The sequence below is a fragment of the Bacillus cereus group sp. BfR-BA-01523 genome (genome assembly GCF_022662615.1).
GTDB classification, from domain to species: Bacteria; Bacillota; Bacilli; order Bacillales; family Bacillaceae_G; genus Bacillus_A; species Bacillus_A mycoides.
In genome coordinates, this window is record NZ_JAKUDX010000003.1 from 317909 (window position 1) to 336771 (window position 18863).

Sequence of the window (18863 nt, forward strand, 5' to 3'; positions counted from 1 at the left end):
TAAAATGAATACTACTCTTATAAGCAATATTAAAGTTATGTGGAAGGCAATCGTTTGCAACATAATCTTTATTATTTCATTTACGGGAACTATATGTATAGAGATATTAAAGGGGGATTTTCTATATGCTTAAAGAAGCGATCTATCATAGGCCAAAAGATAATTATGCATACGCTTACGATGAAAAAACAATTCACATCCGAATACACACAAAAAGAGATGATGTTCACAGCGCCGCTCTCATCTACGGGGACCCGTACGAATGGCAGGACGGGAAATGGATTACAGCGAGTACACCGATGAAAAAAACTGGATCTACTGAGTTATTTGATTATTGGTCGGTTTCAATCAAACCAAAATTTAAACGCTTACGTTATGGATTCGAATTAAAAAACGACGTAGAAACTTTTATTTATACAGAACGAGGATTTTTTTCTAATATTCCAAATGACGATGTCGGTAACTTTTTCTGCTTTCCATTTGTTCATGCAAAAGACGTTTTCAGAGCACCATCCTGGATTAAAGACACAGTATGGTATCAAATTTTCCCGGAACGATTCGCTAACGGGGATAGCACATTAAATCCTGCAAACACCCTTTCTTGGGGAAGTACCGAACCAACTCCAACTAATTTTTTCGGCGGAGATTTTGCTGGTATTATTCAAAACCTTGATTACCTTGTGAAGCTTGGAATTTCCGGAATATATTTCACTCCTATTTTCAAAGCTCATTCGAATCATAAATATGACACAATTGATTACATGGAAATCGATCCACAATTTGGGACGAAAGAAACTTTCAAAGAACTCATTGAAGCGTGTCATAAACGTGGTATAAAAGTAATGCTCGATGCTGTTTTTAATCATAGCGGGTACTTCTTTGATAAATTTCAAGACGTGCTGGAACAAGGTGAAAATTCCGCCTATAAAGATTGGTTCCATATTCATGAATTTCCAATTATAACCGAACCACTTCCTAATTATGATACTTTCGCATTTACACCGTATATGCCTAAATTAAATACAGCACACCCAGATGTAAAAGAATATTTACTTGAAGTAGGGCGTTATTGGGTAAGAGAATTCAATATAGACGGTTGGCGCCTTGATGTAGCAAATGAAGTCGATCACAGTTTTTGGAGAGAATTCCGAAGTGAAATAAAAGCATTAAATCCTGAAGTATATATTTTAGGTGAAATTTGGCACGATGCACTCCCATGGCTACAAGGTGACCAATTTGATGCTGTAATGAGCTATCCTGTTACAAACGCTCTACTTTCTTACTTTGCTAACGAATCCATTCATGCAAGTGAATTTATGAAACAAATTACCGATTCTCTACATTCCTACTCTATGAATGTAAATGAAGCGGCATTTCATTTATTAGACAGTCATGACACACCTAGAATTTTAGCAACATGTAACGGGGATAAAAATAAGTTAAAGTTACTCTATGTATTTCACCTTTCTTTCATCGGTTCTCCTTGTATTTATTACGGCGATGAAATCGGTATGGATGGTGGAATGGACCCTGACTGCCGTAAATGTATGATATGGGATGAAAAAGAACAAGATACTCTTTTATTTACACATATACAAACATTAATTTCATTACGGAAACAACATAAAGCATTTGGAGGAAATGGTACTTTTCAATTCATTGAGGCAAATGATGAACATAATTATATTTCTTATACAAAAACATATGAAGATGAAACTATCTTTTTCGTTTTAAATCCTACTAACAGTGAAGTTACAACTTCACTCCCTCTTCATATTACCAGGAAGAAAATAATTAACATTTATACAAACGAAGAATTTTCAGCGGAAGCAAGTGTATTACAAGTTACACTTCCACCGTATGGATTCTCTATTTTAAAATGGTAATAGTAAAAGCCTTATGCCAGGGTGGCATAAGGCTTTTCTTATTTCAATTTAAATACCATTGCTTCATATGGTCGTAATGTAATGTTTTCTATCAATACATTTTCTACATCATAATTGTGTATTAATAACTCTGCTTCACTATAAATAATGTCCTCAGGCAATTCAAATACACATTCATCTGCAGTAAAGTTTGCAATCACCAGAAGCTTTTCTTCTCCATATGTTCTTACATAAGCAAAAATAGAAGGGTTATTTTCTAATATTAAATCATATGTTCCATACACAACTATTTCATTGTTTTTACGTAATTCAATCAATTTTTTATAGTAATAAAAAATCGATTCTTCATCTTGGATTGCCTGTTTCACATTAATCTCTTTGTAGTTAGGATTTACCGCAATCCAAGGCTCACCCGTTGTGAATCCAGCATGTTCTCTATCATCCCACTGCATCGGAGTTCTAGCATTATCTCGGCCCTTTATATATATAGACTGCATCACTTTATCTATATCTTCGCCGCGCTCTATAACTTTTTCTTTATACATATTTAGTGTTTCAATATCTCGGTATTCATCAATTGATTCAAATCGAACATTGGTCATTCCGATTTCTTCTCCTTGATAAATATATGGTGTCCCTTTCATCATATGAAGTACTGTCGCTAACATTTTTGCTGATTCAGTATGATAAGCTCCATCATTACCAAAACGAGATACAACGCGAGGCTGGTCATGGTTATTCCAATAAAGGCTATTCCATCCTGTTTGTTCTAATGCTTTTTGCCACTTTGTTAAATTTTGTTTCAAAGTAAGAAGTGAGCATGGTTTTACATCCCATTTCCCACCTTCTCCGGAATCTAAATCCATATGTTCAAATTGGAATACCATTTGTAGTTCTTTTCTAGCTTCCCCTGTATACAATTTAGCCTCTTCTGTCGTTACACCAGGCATTTCCCCAACCGTCATAATGTCATACTGAGACAATACGTCTTCATTCATTTCATGCAAATACTTATGAATGTTCGGACCGTTCATAAAATGTTTATGCCCTGAAACATATCCTTCTTCATCCGTTTCAACATATGGTAAGCCATCTTCTTTAGAAATAAAATTAATAACATCCATACGGAACCCATCAATTCCTTTTTCTAACCAAAACTTCATCATGTCATAAACATCTTGTCTTACCTTTTCATTATCCCAGTTTAAATCTGGCTGTTTTTTAGAAAACAGATGTAAATAATATTCATCTGTCATCTCATCATATTGCCATGCAGATCCACTAAATGCTGCTCCCCAGTTATTCGGCTCTTTCCCTTCTTTTCCAGGGCGCCATATATAATAGTCTCTATATTTATTATCTTTCGATTTACATGATTCAATAAACCAATTATGTTCATCTGAAGTATGATTAACAACTAAGTCCATCATAAGTTTCATATTACGTTTATGCATTTCATGTAATAGTTCATCCCAATCTTCCATTGTTCCGAACTCGTTCATAATTTTACAATAATCACTTATATCGTAACCATTATCATCGTTTGGAGATTCATAGACTGGTGATAACCAAATTACATCAATACCTAATTCTTTTAAGTAGTCTAGCTTCGCAAGAATACCACGAAGGTCACCTATACCATCACCATTACTATCCATAAAACTACGAGGATAAATTTGATATACTACACTTTCTTTCCACCATTGTTTTCCCATTATGCTACCCCATTTCATCTATACTATTGATTCTTTTTTCTTTTTTTTAAGGCGCAAACGTTTTCATTACTGAATGATAACAGATTCTATCCAAATTTAAAATAGCGCTTACAATATTTATTTTCTTTTTCTAATAAAACATGTGAAACTTATTATATATTCATAGGAATAATGAAAACGTTTTATTTTTTTATAGTGTTTTTATTTCTTTTTTGAATCTATTCGTTTATAATAAATTCAAAGAAAACGTTTGCATAAACTTTCTAGGGGGAAATATCATGGCAGAACTTAAATTAGAAAATATTTATAAAATATATGATAATAACGTAACAGCCGTAACAGATTTTAACTTACACATTCAAGATAAAGAATTTATCGTATTCGTTGGTCCTTCTGGATGCGGAAAATCTACAACACTACGAATGGTAGCTGGACTTGAAGATATTTCAAAAGGAGAATTTTCAATTGATGGTAAGCTAATGAACGATGTTCCTCCAAAAGATCGAGATATCGCAATGGTCTTCCAAAACTACGCTCTTTATCCACATATGAGTGTGTATGATAATATGGCATTTGGATTAAAACTTCGAAAAATACCGAAAGATGAAATCGACCGTCGAGTGAAACATGCAGCTCAAATTTTAGGGCTTGAACAATATTTAGATAGAAAACCGAAAGCTTTATCAGGTGGACAACGTCAACGTGTTGCATTAGGTAGAGCAATTGTTCGAGACGCAAAAGTCTTCTTAATGGATGAACCATTATCAAACTTAGACGCTAAACTACGTGTTGCAATGCGATCAGAAATTTCTAAATTACACCACCGCCTTGGCACAACGACAATTTATGTAACACATGATCAAACTGAGGCAATGACAATGGCTTCACGCCTTGTTGTTATGAAAGACGGCAAAATCCAACAAATTGGAACTCCAAAAGAAGTATATGAAACACCTGAAAATATTTTCGTTGGTGGTTTTATCGGTTCACCTGCAATGAATTTCTTCCGTGGAAAATTAACTGAAACCGATTTCGTTATAGACAGTTCACTAAAGTTTAAAGTATCTGAAGGAAAAATGAAGTTATTACGCGAACAAGGCTATGTAAATAAAGAAATTGTTTTAGGTATTCGTCCAGAAGATATTCATGATGAACTATTATTTTTAGAAGCTTCACAAGCTACTACTTTCACAACGAAAATTGAAGTTGCAGAGTTGTTAGGGGCTGAATCCATTTTATATATGAAACTTGGAAATCAAGATTTTGCAGCACGTGTTGATGCAAGACATACTTTTTCACCTGGTGACCAAATTAAACTTGCTTTTGATATGAATAAAGCACATTTCTTTGATAGCCAAACCGAACAACGTATTCGTTAAAAAATAAAGTTCTATAATAGAACATACAAAAAAACCGTCCACATATATACTGGGGGCGGTTTTCCATTATTATACTAGGGCTTCTATTGTATGAAATGATTGTCCTCTCGTGCTAATAATACCAAAAACAGGTAAATCACTAAGCACCACTTCTTCTTGCTGTTTCATAAAAGATGACGTTAATTGTTTTATCTCTATCCAAACGTCATTAATACAAAGTACATTGGAATCGTTCTCTTGTTGGCGAGAAAAAATAGAATCTATTTTATATAGACCAGCATTTTGAAAAAGCATATCAATACGACTGTATGCCTCCATAGCAAAACTAATAACACGTTGCCAATCTCCTTGTTTCCCCATATCGTAGGATACAAAAAGTGCTTCTCCGCCTAAATCCGTAATTTCCTCGGCTGTTGCTTGTCCACTTTCTTGATCAATGTCCGTCACAATTACTTTTGCGCCTTGCTTAGCCAACAAAAGAGCTGTACTACGTCCAATACCGATGCCACCACCAGTTACAATGGCAACTTTTCCTGCAAGCTTCATTTTCATTACCCCTTCTATATGTCTTACCGTCATTCAGTATACTCCTTTATTAGATTAGTCCGCAAGCAGGAAAAGTTTACTCCACAACTTGTAAGCGATTACTTTTCTATTTCTTTTTTTTTCTTACTATTATATTGATCGAAGGTTAAACCAATAAAAATAAGAATTCCCCAAAATATTAAGCTACCTCCAGTCATTCCAAATCCCCCTTTGTTATATAACGATATTATTTATATCCATTATATCATTCTCTTAATTTTCAATCTATTCAAAACGAAAATAGGATGTTTGAATTAGCTACAGCTTCTTTAAACATCCTTCCGTAATATGGAAGGTACTATATAGGAGATATCCACCCTATATCAATTCCATTTATCTAATTTTATGAAAAAATAAGAGAATGATGAAATTTTTCACGAAATTAAAAATAAGACTTTTTATATACAAACGATAAAAAGTCTTATTTCATTAGTAGCACGTATAATCTAAATATTAATTATACAAGACTCATCACTTTCGTCTTTGCAATCAAATCATGGAAGCCACAATTATCTTTGCGGAATAACATCATATATACATTGCATATTAATGGAACTCCAAGTAATAATATGCTTGGTAATAATAATACCAAAAATCGTATTATTAATGTTTGTAACGTTAGTTTTTCACTTGTTAACGAGATTATTTTTGTTCTTGTTACCTTTTTACCAAGTGTAGAACCGTTCCAAAGAAAAGGTAACAGAATAAAATTTATAGCCATTAATACGAAAACAAGTGTAAGGTCATATCTATAGTCACCTAAACTTATATTAAAACGATCAAAAATAGCACTATAGTTTCCTGTAATAATAGCTACTACTGCACCGTACGTAACCGAGATTAAAAACATGTCAATAAGGGAAGCACCTATGCGATTCATTACAAGCGCTGGACGATGCATCTTTAACTTCATTTTGTGTCGACTCCTTCATATCCTTCTTTACCCGTTTCATCGTACCACTTCTAAAAAACATTGTAAACTGGCGTTTCGCTTACTTTTCTTGTACAATGTGTTACAACAGCATTATAAAGGAGGTTCCCATATTGAAAAGATGGATAATCCTATTTGCCGCACTCTTATTAACAGGTTGTACAGGCAATACAAACCATTTAACTTATACAATTAACGATGAATATGAACTCATCCATACTTCTGGAGATGCATTTGAACTTTTCCCCTCTCAGGATGCTGTATATGCTACACAATACATCCCTGCAAAGATTACAGAAATTGCTTGGGACGATAAATACATTATCACAAAACAAATTGAGGAAAAATCAGATCCAAATAATCCTGACGCAGCAATTACAAATAAAAAAAGTGAACATTATTGGATTATCGATGTAAAGCATAATAAACGATTCGGTCCTTATAATGAAAAACAATTTAACGAGCAAAAAGATGCTTTTAAAATTACAGTACCTTTTCAAAGTGTAGATTCATATGTGAAAGAACTAAAAAAACAGTCAGCATAACTTTTTATGCTGACTGTTTTCGTTTAAATACACACCTTACTTAGAAAATGAGATATTGAAAGTTTGTGGCTCTTTAACAGCTTCATGAGTATCTCCCACTGCTAAATCATCTGTTGTAAACTTAATATCCTTTACCTTCTCTTTTCCATCATCGAGTATTAAACCGATAATTCCTTCTCGTGTCTCACCAGGTTTATAATCTTCCCTTGATACACTCTTTGTGCCTACAAGTGTGTCTTCTTCATATAAAAAGTTTTGAGTCGCTACATTAAAATGCTGTTTGTCATTAATAATAACATCATTCATAGAGAAGAATTGCATGTTCTTATTTCCACTATTCTCTACCTTATATGTAATTTCAACATACCGAATCGTATCGCTAATCTCTGTTCCACTTAACGATGCATATAATTCAGCGTCTTCTTGACTCACTTTATCTCCCAATCTACGCTTTACTTCTTCAGGAGTTAATGCAGTATACACTTTCAATGTATTTTTTGCATCTTTGCTCATTTGTGATAATGAGATAACTTTAACGTCTTGTACGTGAATTTTCATTGGGGCTACTTCAAATGTCTGATTCACAGAATGCATCTGTTCTAATTCAAATGTCCCCCACCCTTTTTCTTTCACTTTTTGTCCTACTTTTTTAAGCTCATGCCCACCATACTCTTTTGTTTCTGGAATAGATTCTTTCTTTTTAGGTTCTGCCTTCTTTTCTTCTTGATGGAAGCAACCACTTAACATAAGAAGAAAACTACATAAAACAAAAATACTTTTCCATGCTTTCATGATTTAATTTCTCCTAACACTATCATTCATTAAAATATATTAGTCCCTTGATTTGTAAACTATAGAAACAATAAGAAGTCCACAAAACGAACTTGTCAGTCCAGATACTATTATACCTCCTATTTGGAAAATATGAAAATAGGGGTCTAATAACGCGTGCACGATAAATATAATGGCCGCCACAACGATAGATGAAGCCCAATATTTCTTTTTTTCCGAAGTTAAACTAGTATCTTGATCAGTTTCCCTTCTATATTTCCATAGCACATATATTAGTAATAGTAGACCAAAACACGTACTCCCATGCTGTAAAAATTTATAAATTGGAATACTATATACTTCTTGCTGTAACAGCGGTATTTTCACAACAAAATAGCCTGTCTTATGAGTAAAAGCATCCCAAACGACATGCGTCACCATACCGAATAAAGCAGAATAGCAAAATACAAAAAAGTCCTTCCAAGTATATAGCCCCCACTTCGCATCTACTACATATTTATAGTAACTAGCAAAAGGCTTAGGTAAATGTGTTATAAACGGTCCTTTTAAAATACGATGATATGCATATGCTAATAAAAAAACGAGTGGTAAATTCAAATAGAAGAAACCAGCCCATGTATGGCCAATAATACCGTATGGCCTAAAATATAAAAAATATTCAAAATCAGGTGCCATACTACCTAATATAAGAGCCGTCACCGAAATATAACTAGAATGTTTCTTAGCAAAAGGGAGAACAGCTGCTGGATGTGCAAATGTAAACGGCATATTTTAACTCCTTTTCATATTTCCAATAGAATACATATTATCATAACGATATGAACAATCTCTATGCAATATTTATTTTCACATTGGAATATGATAGTTTAAATGTTATAATCCACATGAAATATTCAGAAAATAGGAGGAGTTCACGTGTCGTTAACACTTGTATTTTTTCTTGTTCTGTCTACCTTGTTTTTAAGTACATACATCGGCTTCTTTCTATGGAAGCACTTGAAAATTATAAAATATATGCCTGCTCTCTTTGGCTTTATGAGCGTTCTTTTCATTTTCATATGGAAGAGAATGACTTTCAGCTGGGAAGGGCTCGGTTTTGGCGCACTTCAATATACAATATTACTAGCAAGTTGTATTACACTTGTATTCGCTGCTTTTTTAGAAACAAAATCCGTTATGAATTGAGGTTTATATATTGATTGAAACACCCTTTTTAAAAAGCGTCTCATTACAAAAAGAAAATATCCCTAGCTTTTCCGCATATCCATACTGCTTACCGGCTATACGAACATTACAATCACTCCTTTTCCATCCGAATGTAACATTCATTATTGGAGAAAACGGAACGGGTAAATCAACATTACTCGAAGCGATTGCAGTTGCTTTAGGTTTTAATGCAGAAGGTGGAACGAAGAACTTCCGTTTTAACACGTACGATTCACATTCGTCTTTACATGAATACATTCGAATTTCAAAAAGTTTCAATACACCAAAAGACGGTTTCTTTCTTCGCGCTGAATCATTTTATAACGTTGCTTCTTATATCGATGAAATAGATGCTATAAAATCTTATGGCGGCGTTTCACTTCATGAACAATCACACGGCGAATCCTTCTTCTCATTATTTATGAATCGTTTTTCAGGACAAGGTTTATACATTTTAGATGAGCCTGAGGCAGCTTTATCCCCAATGAGACAACTTTCAATGCTCATTCGCATGCACGAACTAGCTGAACAAGGTTCACAATTTGTTATCGCAACGCATTCTCCCATTTTAATGGCTTATCCTGAATCTACTATATACTCTTTAACTCAAGAAGGGATTCACGAATCGACATTAGAAGAAACGGAGCATTACCAAACGACGAAACTTTTCTTTGAAAATCGCGATCGATTATTTCATCACTTATTTGAGTCATAAAAAAAGAGGCAGCAATCGCTGCCTCTTTTTTATAATGCTTCTATAAATAAAGCTACTCCAATACCGCCTCCAACGCATAGAGAGGCAATACCTTTCTCTAATCCACGTCGTTTTAATTCGTGAATTAAACTTACCGTAATACGAGCTCCTGTACAACCAATTGGATGTCCAAGTCCTACACCACTACCGTTTACATTCACTTTCTCACGGTCTAACCCTAACTCTTTCTCTACAGCTAAATATTGTGCAGCGAAAGCTTCATTAATTTCAAGTAAATCTGCATCTTCTAATGACCAATCTACTTTTTCTAATCCTTTACGAATTGCTGGTGCTGGTCCAATACCCATAATTTTCGGATCTACACCCGCTACTGAGTATCCAACAATTCGAGCTAACGGTTGTAAGCCTTTTTCTTTTGCTTTTTCTTCGCTCATTAATACTAGAACTGCACTTCCGTCATTAAGACCAGATGAATTTCCTGCAGTTACTGATCCGTCTTTACGGAAAGCTGGTTTTAATCCTGCTAATTTTTCAGCTGTAATATCTGCACGTGGATGTTCATCCTTTGCAAATACAACTTCTTTTCTACGTTCTTTTATTGTAATAGGAACAATTTGGTCGTCAAAATATCCAGACTCCATCGCTTGCAGCGCTAATGTATGACTACGAAGCGCAACTTCATCTTGTTCCTCTCTTGTAATTTCATATTGTTCAACTAAATTTTCCGCTGTTTCACCCATCATAATATGGTGAATCGGATCTTCTAAAACTTCCCACACCGTATCACGAATTTCTCCGTGCTGTAGACGTTGTCCCCAGCGGTGTTGTTTTAATGCATAAGGGCTCGAGCTCATTGCTTCTACTCCACCTGCAACAACAATATCACTTACACCTAATTGGATTTGCATTGCAGCAGACATAATTGCTTGCATACCTGAAGAACATTGACGTTGAATTGTATAACCAGTAACTGTGTCAGGAAATCCTGCCGCTAATGCAGCTGTTCTTGCTGTATTTGCTTCATCAGTTCTTTGAATACAATGACCTAAAATTACTTCATCAACTTCATGTGGCTCTACTCCGCCTCTTTTTACAGCTTCCTGAAGTACAGGAACAGCTAATTCTACTGGTGTTATATTTTTTAGTGCTCCTCCGAAAGTTCCAATAGGTGAACGAACTGCAGCTGTAATGACAACATTATGCATTTTGTACTTGCCCCTCTCTTATGTACCCTAGTAAGTTTTTAGGTGAAATCCCATAAGTTGTATGTCTAAAATTATCATACTATAAACATACCAAAAAATCAAAATATTTAATATAATAAAAATAGAAGGAATTAACCTTCTATTCTGTCAATGCGTATAAGAATTTTTGTAATATCTTCTCCGTCGTTTCATTCAATTTTGGTAACTTATCTACTGGAAAATATTGAAGTTGTAACCCTTCATGATCGAGCTTTAATTCTCCGCTTACATGATGTGCCTGATACAGATGAATCACATTAAAAATTTCATCTCCATTTGGATAACGGAAATAAACTTCCTTTCCTGAAAGAACGCCAAGAAATTGCATAATTTTCGCGTTTAGTCCCGTCTCCTCGAATAATTCTCTACGAGCAGTTTCTTCTGTCGTTTCTCCCAGTTCCATTGCCCCACCAGGTACGCCCCAATCATATGTATCTGAACGATATTGAAGCAATACTTCTTGATTATCATTTAATATAATAATTGCTGATCCTACTAAAATAAGTGGTCTCGTACCAACTACTTTGCGTAACTCTTCAATATACCCCAATATGTAAACTCCCCTTTCCTCACCCTTCCTTATCATAACAAAATTCTCTTTCTTTTGTTGCTGTAATTTTCAATAAAAAAGGAAGCTTCCACTTCCTTTTTTTACCGTTATCCTGCTATTTGCGGGCGGTAAGACCCCTACCTCAAAATTCAGCGAAAGTAAAGAAGTTAGGTGGGGATCGGGCTGCCCATAAAAGCCCGATTGGCGAGGGCTGATAATCAGTGGGCGATGAACAAAACCCCCACTGATTAAAGTTTCACTTTATTTCTTAAAGCTTTCGTATTTTACAACTTCAAAAGCTTCTTCAATTTCCTCATTATGATAATGGACATATGTAAAACGCCCTAATTCTACTAACCTAGCTATTTCTTGCAATGCTTTATGCTGATCATATGTTTCTTCAATTGTAATATGTACATAAAACTTCATTAATGGATGTTCATATAAAGGTTCTCCCACCTCTACATATACATCTTCAACCCCTTGCACAACTCTTACATAGCTCGCAAATTGATAAAGAGCTTCTCTGTCTGAAACGATTTTTAATGTATACATATATTCTCCCCCTTTTCTTTACTATATCAAAAAGCAGACCATACTACGTTATAGAACTATGAAATTTTTTCGACTTGTATTATATATATTCGTGCGATAAACAAGGCGTTTATCCATACATAGAATCTTTTCCCACATATATTATAGGAAGAATTTGTTCATTTGAGGTGTTCCTTATGGATTCATACGTTAATATATGTGTTTGCATTACTCCAGGCGCCGATATTTCTGACGACCGTATTGCAAAAGATTTAGCAGTTGCAGAATCAATTTGGCATCCCATTACATTTAAAATTAAAGAAGTAATTGTACTAAACGAGCTTTTCCGTTTTTCTAATCGGGAAATTAGTTATAAAAACTCCATTCAAAGTCAGGAAAAATTATCATCTTTTTTTCAAACTTGTGTTAACGAAGCTCCTGAATGCGACCTTTATATTTGTTATATTGGTAGTGATTATTTCAAAGAAACCGCAGTAATCGCTTGCGCTTACTCTTTAGCGAAACAACAACAACTTACTGGTTACATCGTTTTAACAAACTCAGCTGCTCCAATGAAAAATATATACACCCTCGCTCACGAAATTGGTCATATTTTATTTACAAGACGAATTCATGGAAAACTTACGCACGCAGATCCCCACTCTCCAACCGGTTCTGAACATCACCATTCACCATCGAACCTTATGTACCCTATAGTCCCTAGCCCTAATAACGTTCACATCAATTCATTATTAACAAATGAACAAAAAGCGCTCTCTTTACAAAGTCTCTTATTACAAAGAAAAAAACAGTAACGATCTTGTTACTGTTTAAAATAATCTATTCAAATCAACAAACCAAATTTCGGCTGCAAAGAATGCAAATATCCAACTAAACGTAAATGTAATTCCTCTAAAAATCCCTATATAATATTTCTTTGGAAATAATTTTTGCATATCCAGAGCAGCCCTTTTCCTATTAAGCCGAAGAACAAAACATATCCTGATGTGTCATCTAATAAAGTATCGAAATAGTCATCGTGTACCTTTTCCGAAAAGGTAGTATATAACCCAAAAATCGTTAAACCTAAAAATATAATAGACAATATACCTAGAAATATACTTTGCATATTTGTTCCCCCCTTAATAAAAAATTCAGTTCGTGCACTATTAATATAATAGCTAGCTTACAGTTTTTCTCTCCTCATTTTTCAAAGACCATCGCATTAATACATATAAACTACCGTACAGAAGTAAAGGCTCTAACATTCCCCAATATGGATTTTGCTTTCCTAAATCTTTAAATACAAACATAATTAATAGCGGTACGATAACAGCTAATATTCCAATCCATCCAAGTATAAAAGCTTCACCAATTAACAACACTAATAAGACAATTCCAGCTAGTATATAACTTTGCATAGTAGTTAATTGCAATACAGGTGTCCCATACCATTTATTCATAAACATTAATAATACTAGTAATAAAATTGGTAGCAAAGCTGCTACATAAATAATGCTAAATTCTTTTATTTTGCTTTTAAATGATGACATCTTAAAAGCAAAAATAATAGCCACAATAGTTATCATTAAAACAATTGGGTACCCAATCAATTGTACATTCGTTAATGTAAATTCATGATTCGGACTTTCAAATAAAATATTTGTAAGTAACCAATATCCACCTATCCCAATTATCATTCCTAAAATAGTCTTTATACTCCCGCCTTTATCCTTCTCCATCTCATTCGCTAATTCTTCTGCATATTCTTTTGGCGAATCACCAAATATATCACTTACCGTCTTTCCTTTTTTCTCACCTTCTATTAAATGTAGCTCTGCATCCTCTAGAAAAGCATCTACATCTTCTTCTTTAATTCCCTTCGTAATTAAATACACTTTCGTGTCGATTAAAAACTTTTCCCCTTCTTTAGAAACTTGCATTAGAATTCCTCCCTTATTTAACCGTTACTCTTCTATTCGCCTTCATCATAATTTCAAGGAAGATTAAAATAAACAAACTTCCGTATAAACATATAATTTGAAATAACATTGGCACGAGATCTTCTGATATAAATGTTTTAAACACTAACATAATAGAAAGTGGAATAATTAAATATAAGTTTTTAAACCATCCTTCAAAATACATATTTATCGCTACTGTGATAATAAAAATAGCTCCAGCTAATATATAACTTTGCGTTTGGGTGAATGTAAACATTTTGGTAGGATAGATTACATCTAATATCGTAACAACTCCTATTAAAAACATTGGCGCAATCATGACTAAAAACCACATAGAAAACCACGTTTTTGTAAAACTTGTTACGAAGGTCATTTTGCGAAGTAAAAAATTAGGACCTATAACAACTAAAATCAAGGAAAAACTATACCCAACGCACTGAATAAGTGAAATCTGTAACATTCCGTTATTCACTATTAAGATAGAAGCAATAATCCAAAACGATACAATATTCATTACTGTAAAACCAATTTGCTTCCACGTTTCCTGTCTATCTCTTTCCATTACTTTTACAAGTTCATTTGCATACTCTTTCGGTGAGCTTCCGAAAATATCTTCTACACTTTTCCCATCACTCTCACCCTCAATTAAATGGAGTTCCGCATCTTCTATAAAATTTTCAATATCGCTTTCTTTCACACTCTTTGCCGCTAAAAATAATCTCATTTCTAATAAAAAATTTCGTGCTTCACTTGATAACATTATTTTTTTCTCCCCTTCCCCTCAAGTAGACGCTCTACACTACTTTGCATCGCTTCCCAGCGATCCATAAATTCATTAAGTGCTTCCTCGCCTTTTTCTGTTAATGTATAATATTTCCGCTTTGGACCAGATGGAGACTCCTTCATTACACTTGTTATTAATCCTTCCTTTTGCATTCGTATTAATAACGGATAAATACTTCCCTCACTCGCCATTGTGAAACCATACTTGGCTAATCTTTCACTCATTTCATAACCGTATATTTCACCTTCAGAAATAATAGCAAGTAAGCATCCTTCTAAAATCCCTTTCAGCATTTGACTTGTCGACATATTTCAAATCCTCCCACTATCTTGTTTTACAAGATAGATAAGCGTAAGTATCTTGCTTTACAAAATAGTATAGCAAACGCTACTTTGCAAAACAAGATAGCTAGCAATATTTTTCCAAATGTTTGCAGGAATTTTATTATCACCTCTCTAAATAGAGCAATAAGAGAACTTTTATTATGAAGGAGTGTTTTTCATCATGGTTACAAATCGAGTTGTCTTTTTAACAGGTGCTGCGAGCGGTATTGGTTATGAAATGGGAAGTGCCTTTGCCAAAGAGGGTGCTAAAGTTGTGATTAGTGATCGCCTTGAAGATCGTGCAAAAGAAGCTGCTGAACAATTGCAAAAAGAAGGCTATCAAGCCATTGGTTTAAAATGTGACGTTACATCTGAAGAAGAAATTACAGCAGCACTTTCTCAAACAGTTCGTCATTTCGGTTCATTAGATGTATTAATTAACAACGCAGGAATGCAACATGTTTCACCGATTGAAGATTTTCCAACTGATAAATTTGAGCTTCTTATTAAAATTATGCAAATCGCTCCATTTATCGCCATCAAACATGCCTTTCCGATTATGAAAAAGCAAAAATATGGTCGTATTATTAATGTTGCTTCGATTAACGGACTTGTTGGATTCGCTGGAAAAGCTGCCTATAATAGTGCGAAACATGGTGTAATTGGATTAACAAAAGTTGCTGCTTTAGAGGGAGCAACTCATGGAATTACTGTAAATGCTCTTTGTCCCGGATATGTTGATACCCCTCTTGTACGAAATCAACTACAAGACTTAGCAACTACGCGAAATGTACCACTTGAAAATGTTTTAGAAGATGTCATTTATCCTCTTGTACCACAGAAACGTTTGCTACAAGTACAAGAAATTGCTGATTATGCTATGTTTTTAGCGAGTGAAAAAGCAAAAGGTATCACTGGTCAAGCCGTCGTTATCGATGGTGGCTATACTGCTCAATAAAAATAAAGTTTGCTCACGAAGAGCAAACTTTATTTTACTTTCTATCGCGAGGATCTTTCTACTTTAGTAATTGTTTAGGGAGTTTCTCAATTGCAACAATCACTCCGTCTAATTTACTTTCAATCCGATGGAGTAAATATAGCGTTACAACAATTGGAAAGCCCACATTACCTATCATCCCGATCCACTCTTCCATCTTTCTCTCCTCCCTTCATTACATAAATAAGAGGAAACGAAGACTTAAGGCATAAAAAACAAGCTATTTTTTATTAGCTTGTTTTTTAACTACTCAGCCATACATTTCATTTTTCAGCATATAGATTGCTACCATGAAGATACAAATGGTCCTACACCTTGCTACCTTTCTTTGTTTTAAAACGTTGCGCGTGGTAGGAACAGGCACTTACCGCTCCTATACATAGCCAGTCCCTCTCGACCATTTAAAAACATGCTTTTCTACCGTTTTTTTATATAGCGACTGAGCAGTTAGCCTGTTTTTTCAAATAATGATGTAATTTCTTGCTTATAATCTCCACGTAAAATACCTTTCTCAGTTATAATTCCTGTAATTAATTCATGCGGTGTTACGTCAAATGCAGGGTTAAATACAGGCGTTCCAATTGGCGCCACTTGTTTCCCAAAAATTTTCGTAACTTCTGTTTCATCTCTTTCTTCAATGACAATTTTAGCACCTGTTTGTTTCGTAGTATCAAATGTAGATAACGGTGCTGCAACGTAAAATGGGATACCGAAATACTTTGCTAATATAGCTAAATTTAATGTTCCTATTTTATTGGCAGTATCACCGTTTTCAACGATTCGATCTGCCCCTACGATAATCGCATTAATTTCTTTCGTTCGAATTGCATGTGCTGCAGTATTATCCGTAATAAGCGTTACATCAATGTCTGCTTGTTTCAATTCCCATGTCGTTAAACGGCCACCTTGTAAAACCGGCCTCGTTTCACACGCATACGCATGTAAACGCACACCCTTCTCTTTCCCAATATAGAATGGGGCTAATGCCGTTCCATATCTAGCAGTTGCAATACTTCCAGCGTTACAAATTGTTAAAATTTTATCACCGTCTTTAAAACATGTTAAAGCATGTTCTCCAATACTTCGGCACACCATTTCATCCTCTTGCTGAATATGAAGCGCTTCTTCTTCTAATATTTTTTGAGCTTCTTTTATTGTAGTAATCTCTCGAATAGATTCTCTCATACGATCGATTGCCCAAAATAAATTGACTGCTGTCGGGCGTGATGTTCCTAAATAGTTACAATCTCTATTAAACTTCTTCTGAAACTCATAGATATTTATAGCATCGTATTTCTTTGCCGCAAGCGCCAAACCAAACGCAGCTACAATTCCAATTGCAGGCGCTCCTCGTACTTCTAACATAATGATACTTTTCCATACATCTTCAATATTCGTTAATGTTTTGTATTCAGTGACATGCGGCAACTTTGTTTGATTTAATACTGCAATTGCATCGCCTTTCCAACTTACAGATCTCGGAATAGTAATAATTGTACTCATGCTTTTACGCCTCCAACTGTCTGTTGAAATAATGTTCGAAACAGTTGAATATCAGCACACTTGGCTTCATATTTTATTAGTTCTCTACCTAAGGATAACGCTTGTTTTTTAGCTTGAATTCTATTTTCTTTATTTGCTATCCCATCTAAATCCGCTACATGAGCTAAGCCAATTGTTCTACGAATCAGTTCACATCCGGCAAATCCGACGGCATCAGTAAAGATATTTTGCAAAATAATTGGTAACCATTGTTTTTCTTTCGTATATGCTTCTACACCTTCTCCAATCCATAACTTCGTAAAGTTTTCTACAAAATAACTCCATGTCTTTTCTATATGGAAAAATAGTACACTTCTCTTTTCTTCTTCTCTAGATAAAGCATTTAATAATAGATTTGCAATAAATTGACCGATATCAAATCCAAATGGACCGTACGTTGCAAATTCTGGATCGATCACTTTCGTTTCAGAAGGTGATGAAAAAATACTACCAGTATGTAAATCACCATGAATAAGCGCTTCTTTTCTCGTTAAAAACTTATATTTATATTGTGCTACTTTTAGTTTTAAAGTTTTGTCACTCCAAAGTTCATCAATCACTGACTGTAAATCTGACTCATAATCATTCGTATCATAATGTCCAAACGGATCCGTAAAAACTAAATCTTCTGTAATTTTACTAAGGTCTGGATTTACAAATGTACCTTCTAGTACCCTTTTCTCTTCTGACTGTAAACCGAAATCTGAAGTATAAAACAAAACATGTGCTAGAAAACGACCGATATGCTGGGATAAAAGTGGATATCCTTCTCCATCTATTAATCCTTTTCTTGTAATTGTTAGTCTTGATAAGTCTTCTATTACTGTAACTGCTAACTCTTCATCATGACTGTACACTACCGGAACATAATCTGGCACATACTTCGCAAAAATTTGTAATGCTTTACTTTCAATCGTCGCTCTTTTTATAGACAGTGGCCAGCTCTCACCAACTACTTTCGCATATGGCAGTGCTTGTTTTATTATAATAGACTTCTCTCCATCATCTAATTTGAACACGTAATTTAAATTTCCATCTCCAATTTCATGACAAACTACATTTGCTTTCTTTTCAAAATAACCGTGTTCTTTCGCATATTGTATAGCTGTTGTTTCAGTTAATGAATAATATCCCATCGTCTTCTCCTCCTTTTCATTCAGAGGTTTTTCTA

The 18863-nt window shown here is 34.4% G+C and carries 22 protein-coding genes and 1 pseudogene; 7 read left to right on the plus strand and 16 right to left on the minus strand.

All coding sequences use genetic code 11. The features are described from left to right. Positions 1–125: 125 nt before the first annotated feature. Entirely contained in the window at positions 126–1886 is a 1761-nt protein-coding gene (locus MR066_RS09910; RefSeq protein WP_242246956.1) for an alpha-glycosidase, read from the plus strand. 38 nt (positions 1887–1924) lie between these two features. Here MR066_RS09910 and malL read toward each other — a convergent pair whose 3' ends face one another. Next, on the minus strand, positions 1925–3601 hold the full coding sequence (gene malL / locus MR066_RS09915; protein WP_088034418.1) for an oligo-1,6-glucosidase: 1677 nt from the start codon (positions 3599–3601) through the stop codon (positions 1925–1927). Between the two features lie 278 nt (positions 3602–3879). Here malL and MR066_RS09920 point away from each other — a divergent pair, with 278 nt between their 5' ends. Next, positions 3880–4980 (plus strand): ABC transporter ATP-binding protein, encoded by a 1101-nt coding sequence (locus MR066_RS09920; RefSeq protein WP_002066938.1) that lies wholly within the window; start codon positions 3880–3882, stop codon positions 4978–4980. A 69-nt stretch (positions 4981–5049) separates the two neighbouring features. On the opposite strand, the gene MR066_RS09925 is transcribed toward MR066_RS09920, so the two are convergent. From MR066_RS09925 to MR066_RS09935, 3 genes are all read right to left on the minus strand, one after another. Beyond that, positions 5050–5559, minus strand: coding sequence for an SDR family NAD(P)-dependent oxidoreductase (locus MR066_RS09925; protein WP_002033807.1), 510 nt, complete (start codon positions 5557–5559; stop codon positions 5050–5052). A gap of 65 nt (positions 5560–5624) precedes the next feature. Then, the gene (locus tag MR066_RS09930) at positions 5625–5723 is read right to left on the minus strand and encodes a flagellar motor protein (RefSeq protein WP_242246958.1); all 99 of its coding nucleotides are present in this window, start codon (positions 5721–5723) and stop codon (positions 5625–5627) included. 299 nt (positions 5724–6022) lie between these two features. Continuing rightward, a complete protein-coding gene (locus tag MR066_RS09935; protein WP_002033806.1) occupies positions 6023–6478 on the minus strand; it encodes an RDD family protein in 456 nt (151 codons plus the stop codon). Between the two features lie 131 nt (positions 6479–6609). Between MR066_RS09935 and MR066_RS09940 the strand changes: the two genes are divergently transcribed. Continuing rightward, positions 6610–7041, plus strand: a complete 432-nt coding sequence (locus MR066_RS09940) for a DUF3997 domain-containing protein (protein ID WP_002033805.1) — start codon at positions 6610–6612, stop codon at positions 7039–7041. Between the two features lie 36 nt (positions 7042–7077). Here MR066_RS09940 and MR066_RS09945 read toward each other — a convergent pair whose 3' ends face one another. Together MR066_RS09945 and MR066_RS09950 are read right to left on the minus strand one after the other, a co-directional pair. Beyond that, on the minus strand, positions 7078–7836 hold the full coding sequence (locus MR066_RS09945; RefSeq protein WP_242247263.1) for a hypothetical protein: 759 nt from the start codon (positions 7834–7836) through the stop codon (positions 7078–7080). A 36-nt stretch (positions 7837–7872) separates the two neighbouring features. Next, a complete protein-coding gene (locus MR066_RS09950) occupies positions 7873–8601 on the minus strand; it encodes a DUF4184 family protein (RefSeq protein WP_002142995.1) in 729 nt (242 codons plus the stop codon). A gap of 147 nt (positions 8602–8748) precedes the next feature. On the opposite strand from MR066_RS09950, the gene MR066_RS09955 reads away from it, so the two are divergent. Together MR066_RS09955 and MR066_RS09960 are read left to right on the plus strand one after the other, a co-directional pair. Beyond that, on the plus strand, positions 8749–9018 hold the full coding sequence (locus MR066_RS09955; protein WP_242246960.1) for a hypothetical protein: 270 nt from the start codon (positions 8749–8751) through the stop codon (positions 9016–9018). Positions 9019–9028: 10 nt separating this feature from the next. Next, the gene (locus tag MR066_RS09960; RefSeq protein ID WP_002190550.1) at positions 9029–9754 is read left to right on the plus strand and encodes an AAA family ATPase; all 726 of its coding nucleotides are present in this window, start codon (positions 9029–9031) and stop codon (positions 9752–9754) included. A 29-nt stretch (positions 9755–9783) separates the two neighbouring features. Here the strand turns inward: MR066_RS09960 and MR066_RS09965 are convergent, their stop codons facing one another. The 3 genes from MR066_RS09965 to MR066_RS09975 form a co-directional block, all read right to left on the minus strand. Continuing rightward, positions 9784–10959, minus strand: coding sequence for an acetyl-CoA C-acetyltransferase (locus tag MR066_RS09965; protein WP_002128911.1), 1176 nt, complete (start codon positions 10957–10959; stop codon positions 9784–9786). 139 nt (positions 10960–11098) lie between these two features. Continuing rightward, positions 11099–11548 (minus strand): NUDIX hydrolase, encoded by a 450-nt coding sequence (locus MR066_RS09970; RefSeq protein ID WP_033708394.1) that lies wholly within the window; start codon positions 11546–11548, stop codon positions 11099–11101. Between the two features lie 261 nt (positions 11549–11809). After that, the gene (locus MR066_RS09975; protein WP_002088390.1) at positions 11810–12103 is read right to left on the minus strand and encodes a DUF3928 family protein; all 294 of its coding nucleotides are present in this window, start codon (positions 12101–12103) and stop codon (positions 11810–11812) included. A gap of 176 nt (positions 12104–12279) precedes the next feature. Here MR066_RS09975 and MR066_RS09980 point away from each other — a divergent pair, with 176 nt between their 5' ends. After that, positions 12280–12897, plus strand: a complete 618-nt coding sequence (locus MR066_RS09980) for an ImmA/IrrE family metallo-endopeptidase (RefSeq protein WP_242246963.1) — start codon at positions 12280–12282, stop codon at positions 12895–12897. A gap of 15 nt (positions 12898–12912) precedes the next feature. Here MR066_RS09980 and MR066_RS09985 read toward each other — a convergent pair. The 4 genes and pseudogenes from MR066_RS09985 to MR066_RS10000 form a co-directional block, all read right to left on the minus strand. Then, positions 12913–13211: pseudogene (locus MR066_RS09985) on the minus strand (DNA-binding protein). 52 nt (positions 13212–13263) lie between these two features. Beyond that, positions 13264–14025, minus strand: a complete 762-nt coding sequence (locus MR066_RS09990) for a DUF1129 domain-containing protein (RefSeq protein WP_113937158.1) — start codon at positions 14023–14025, stop codon at positions 13264–13266. 13 nt (positions 14026–14038) lie between these two features. Further along, positions 14039–14806: a DUF1129 domain-containing protein gene (locus tag MR066_RS09995; RefSeq protein ID WP_242246973.1), complete on the minus strand. Its 768-nt coding sequence runs from the start codon at positions 14804–14806 to the stop codon at positions 14039–14041. Next, positions 14806–15138: a PadR family transcriptional regulator gene (locus tag MR066_RS10000; protein WP_002033935.1), complete on the minus strand. Its 333-nt coding sequence runs from the start codon at positions 15136–15138 to the stop codon at positions 14806–14808. Before MR066_RS10000 ends, MR066_RS09995 begins: the two co-directional genes overlap by 1 nt. A gap of 196 nt (positions 15139–15334) precedes the next feature. On the opposite strand from MR066_RS10000, the gene MR066_RS10005 reads away from it, so the two are divergent. Beyond that, positions 15335–16111, plus strand: a complete 777-nt coding sequence (locus MR066_RS10005; protein ID WP_002128918.1) for a 3-hydroxybutyrate dehydrogenase — start codon at positions 15335–15337, stop codon at positions 16109–16111. 58 nt (positions 16112–16169) lie between these two features. Here MR066_RS10005 and MR066_RS10010 read toward each other — a convergent pair whose 3' ends face one another. The 3 genes from MR066_RS10010 to mtnK all read right to left on the minus strand — a co-directional run bounded on the left by MR066_RS10010 (position 16170) and on the right by mtnK (position 18828). Next, the gene (locus MR066_RS10010) at positions 16170–16307 is read right to left on the minus strand and encodes a YvrJ family protein (protein ID WP_002014881.1); all 138 of its coding nucleotides are present in this window, start codon (positions 16305–16307) and stop codon (positions 16170–16172) included. 290 nt (positions 16308–16597) lie between these two features. Next, a complete protein-coding gene (gene mtnA / locus MR066_RS10015) occupies positions 16598–17653 on the minus strand; it encodes an S-methyl-5-thioribose-1-phosphate isomerase (protein ID WP_242246975.1) in 1056 nt (351 codons plus the stop codon). Then, positions 17650–18828 (minus strand): S-methyl-5-thioribose kinase, encoded by a 1179-nt coding sequence (mtnK, locus tag MR066_RS10020; protein WP_002190558.1) that lies wholly within the window; start codon positions 18826–18828, stop codon positions 17650–17652. The genes mtnA and mtnK overlap by 4 nt, the downstream gene beginning before the upstream one ends. Positions 18829–18863 lie beyond the last annotated feature (35 nt).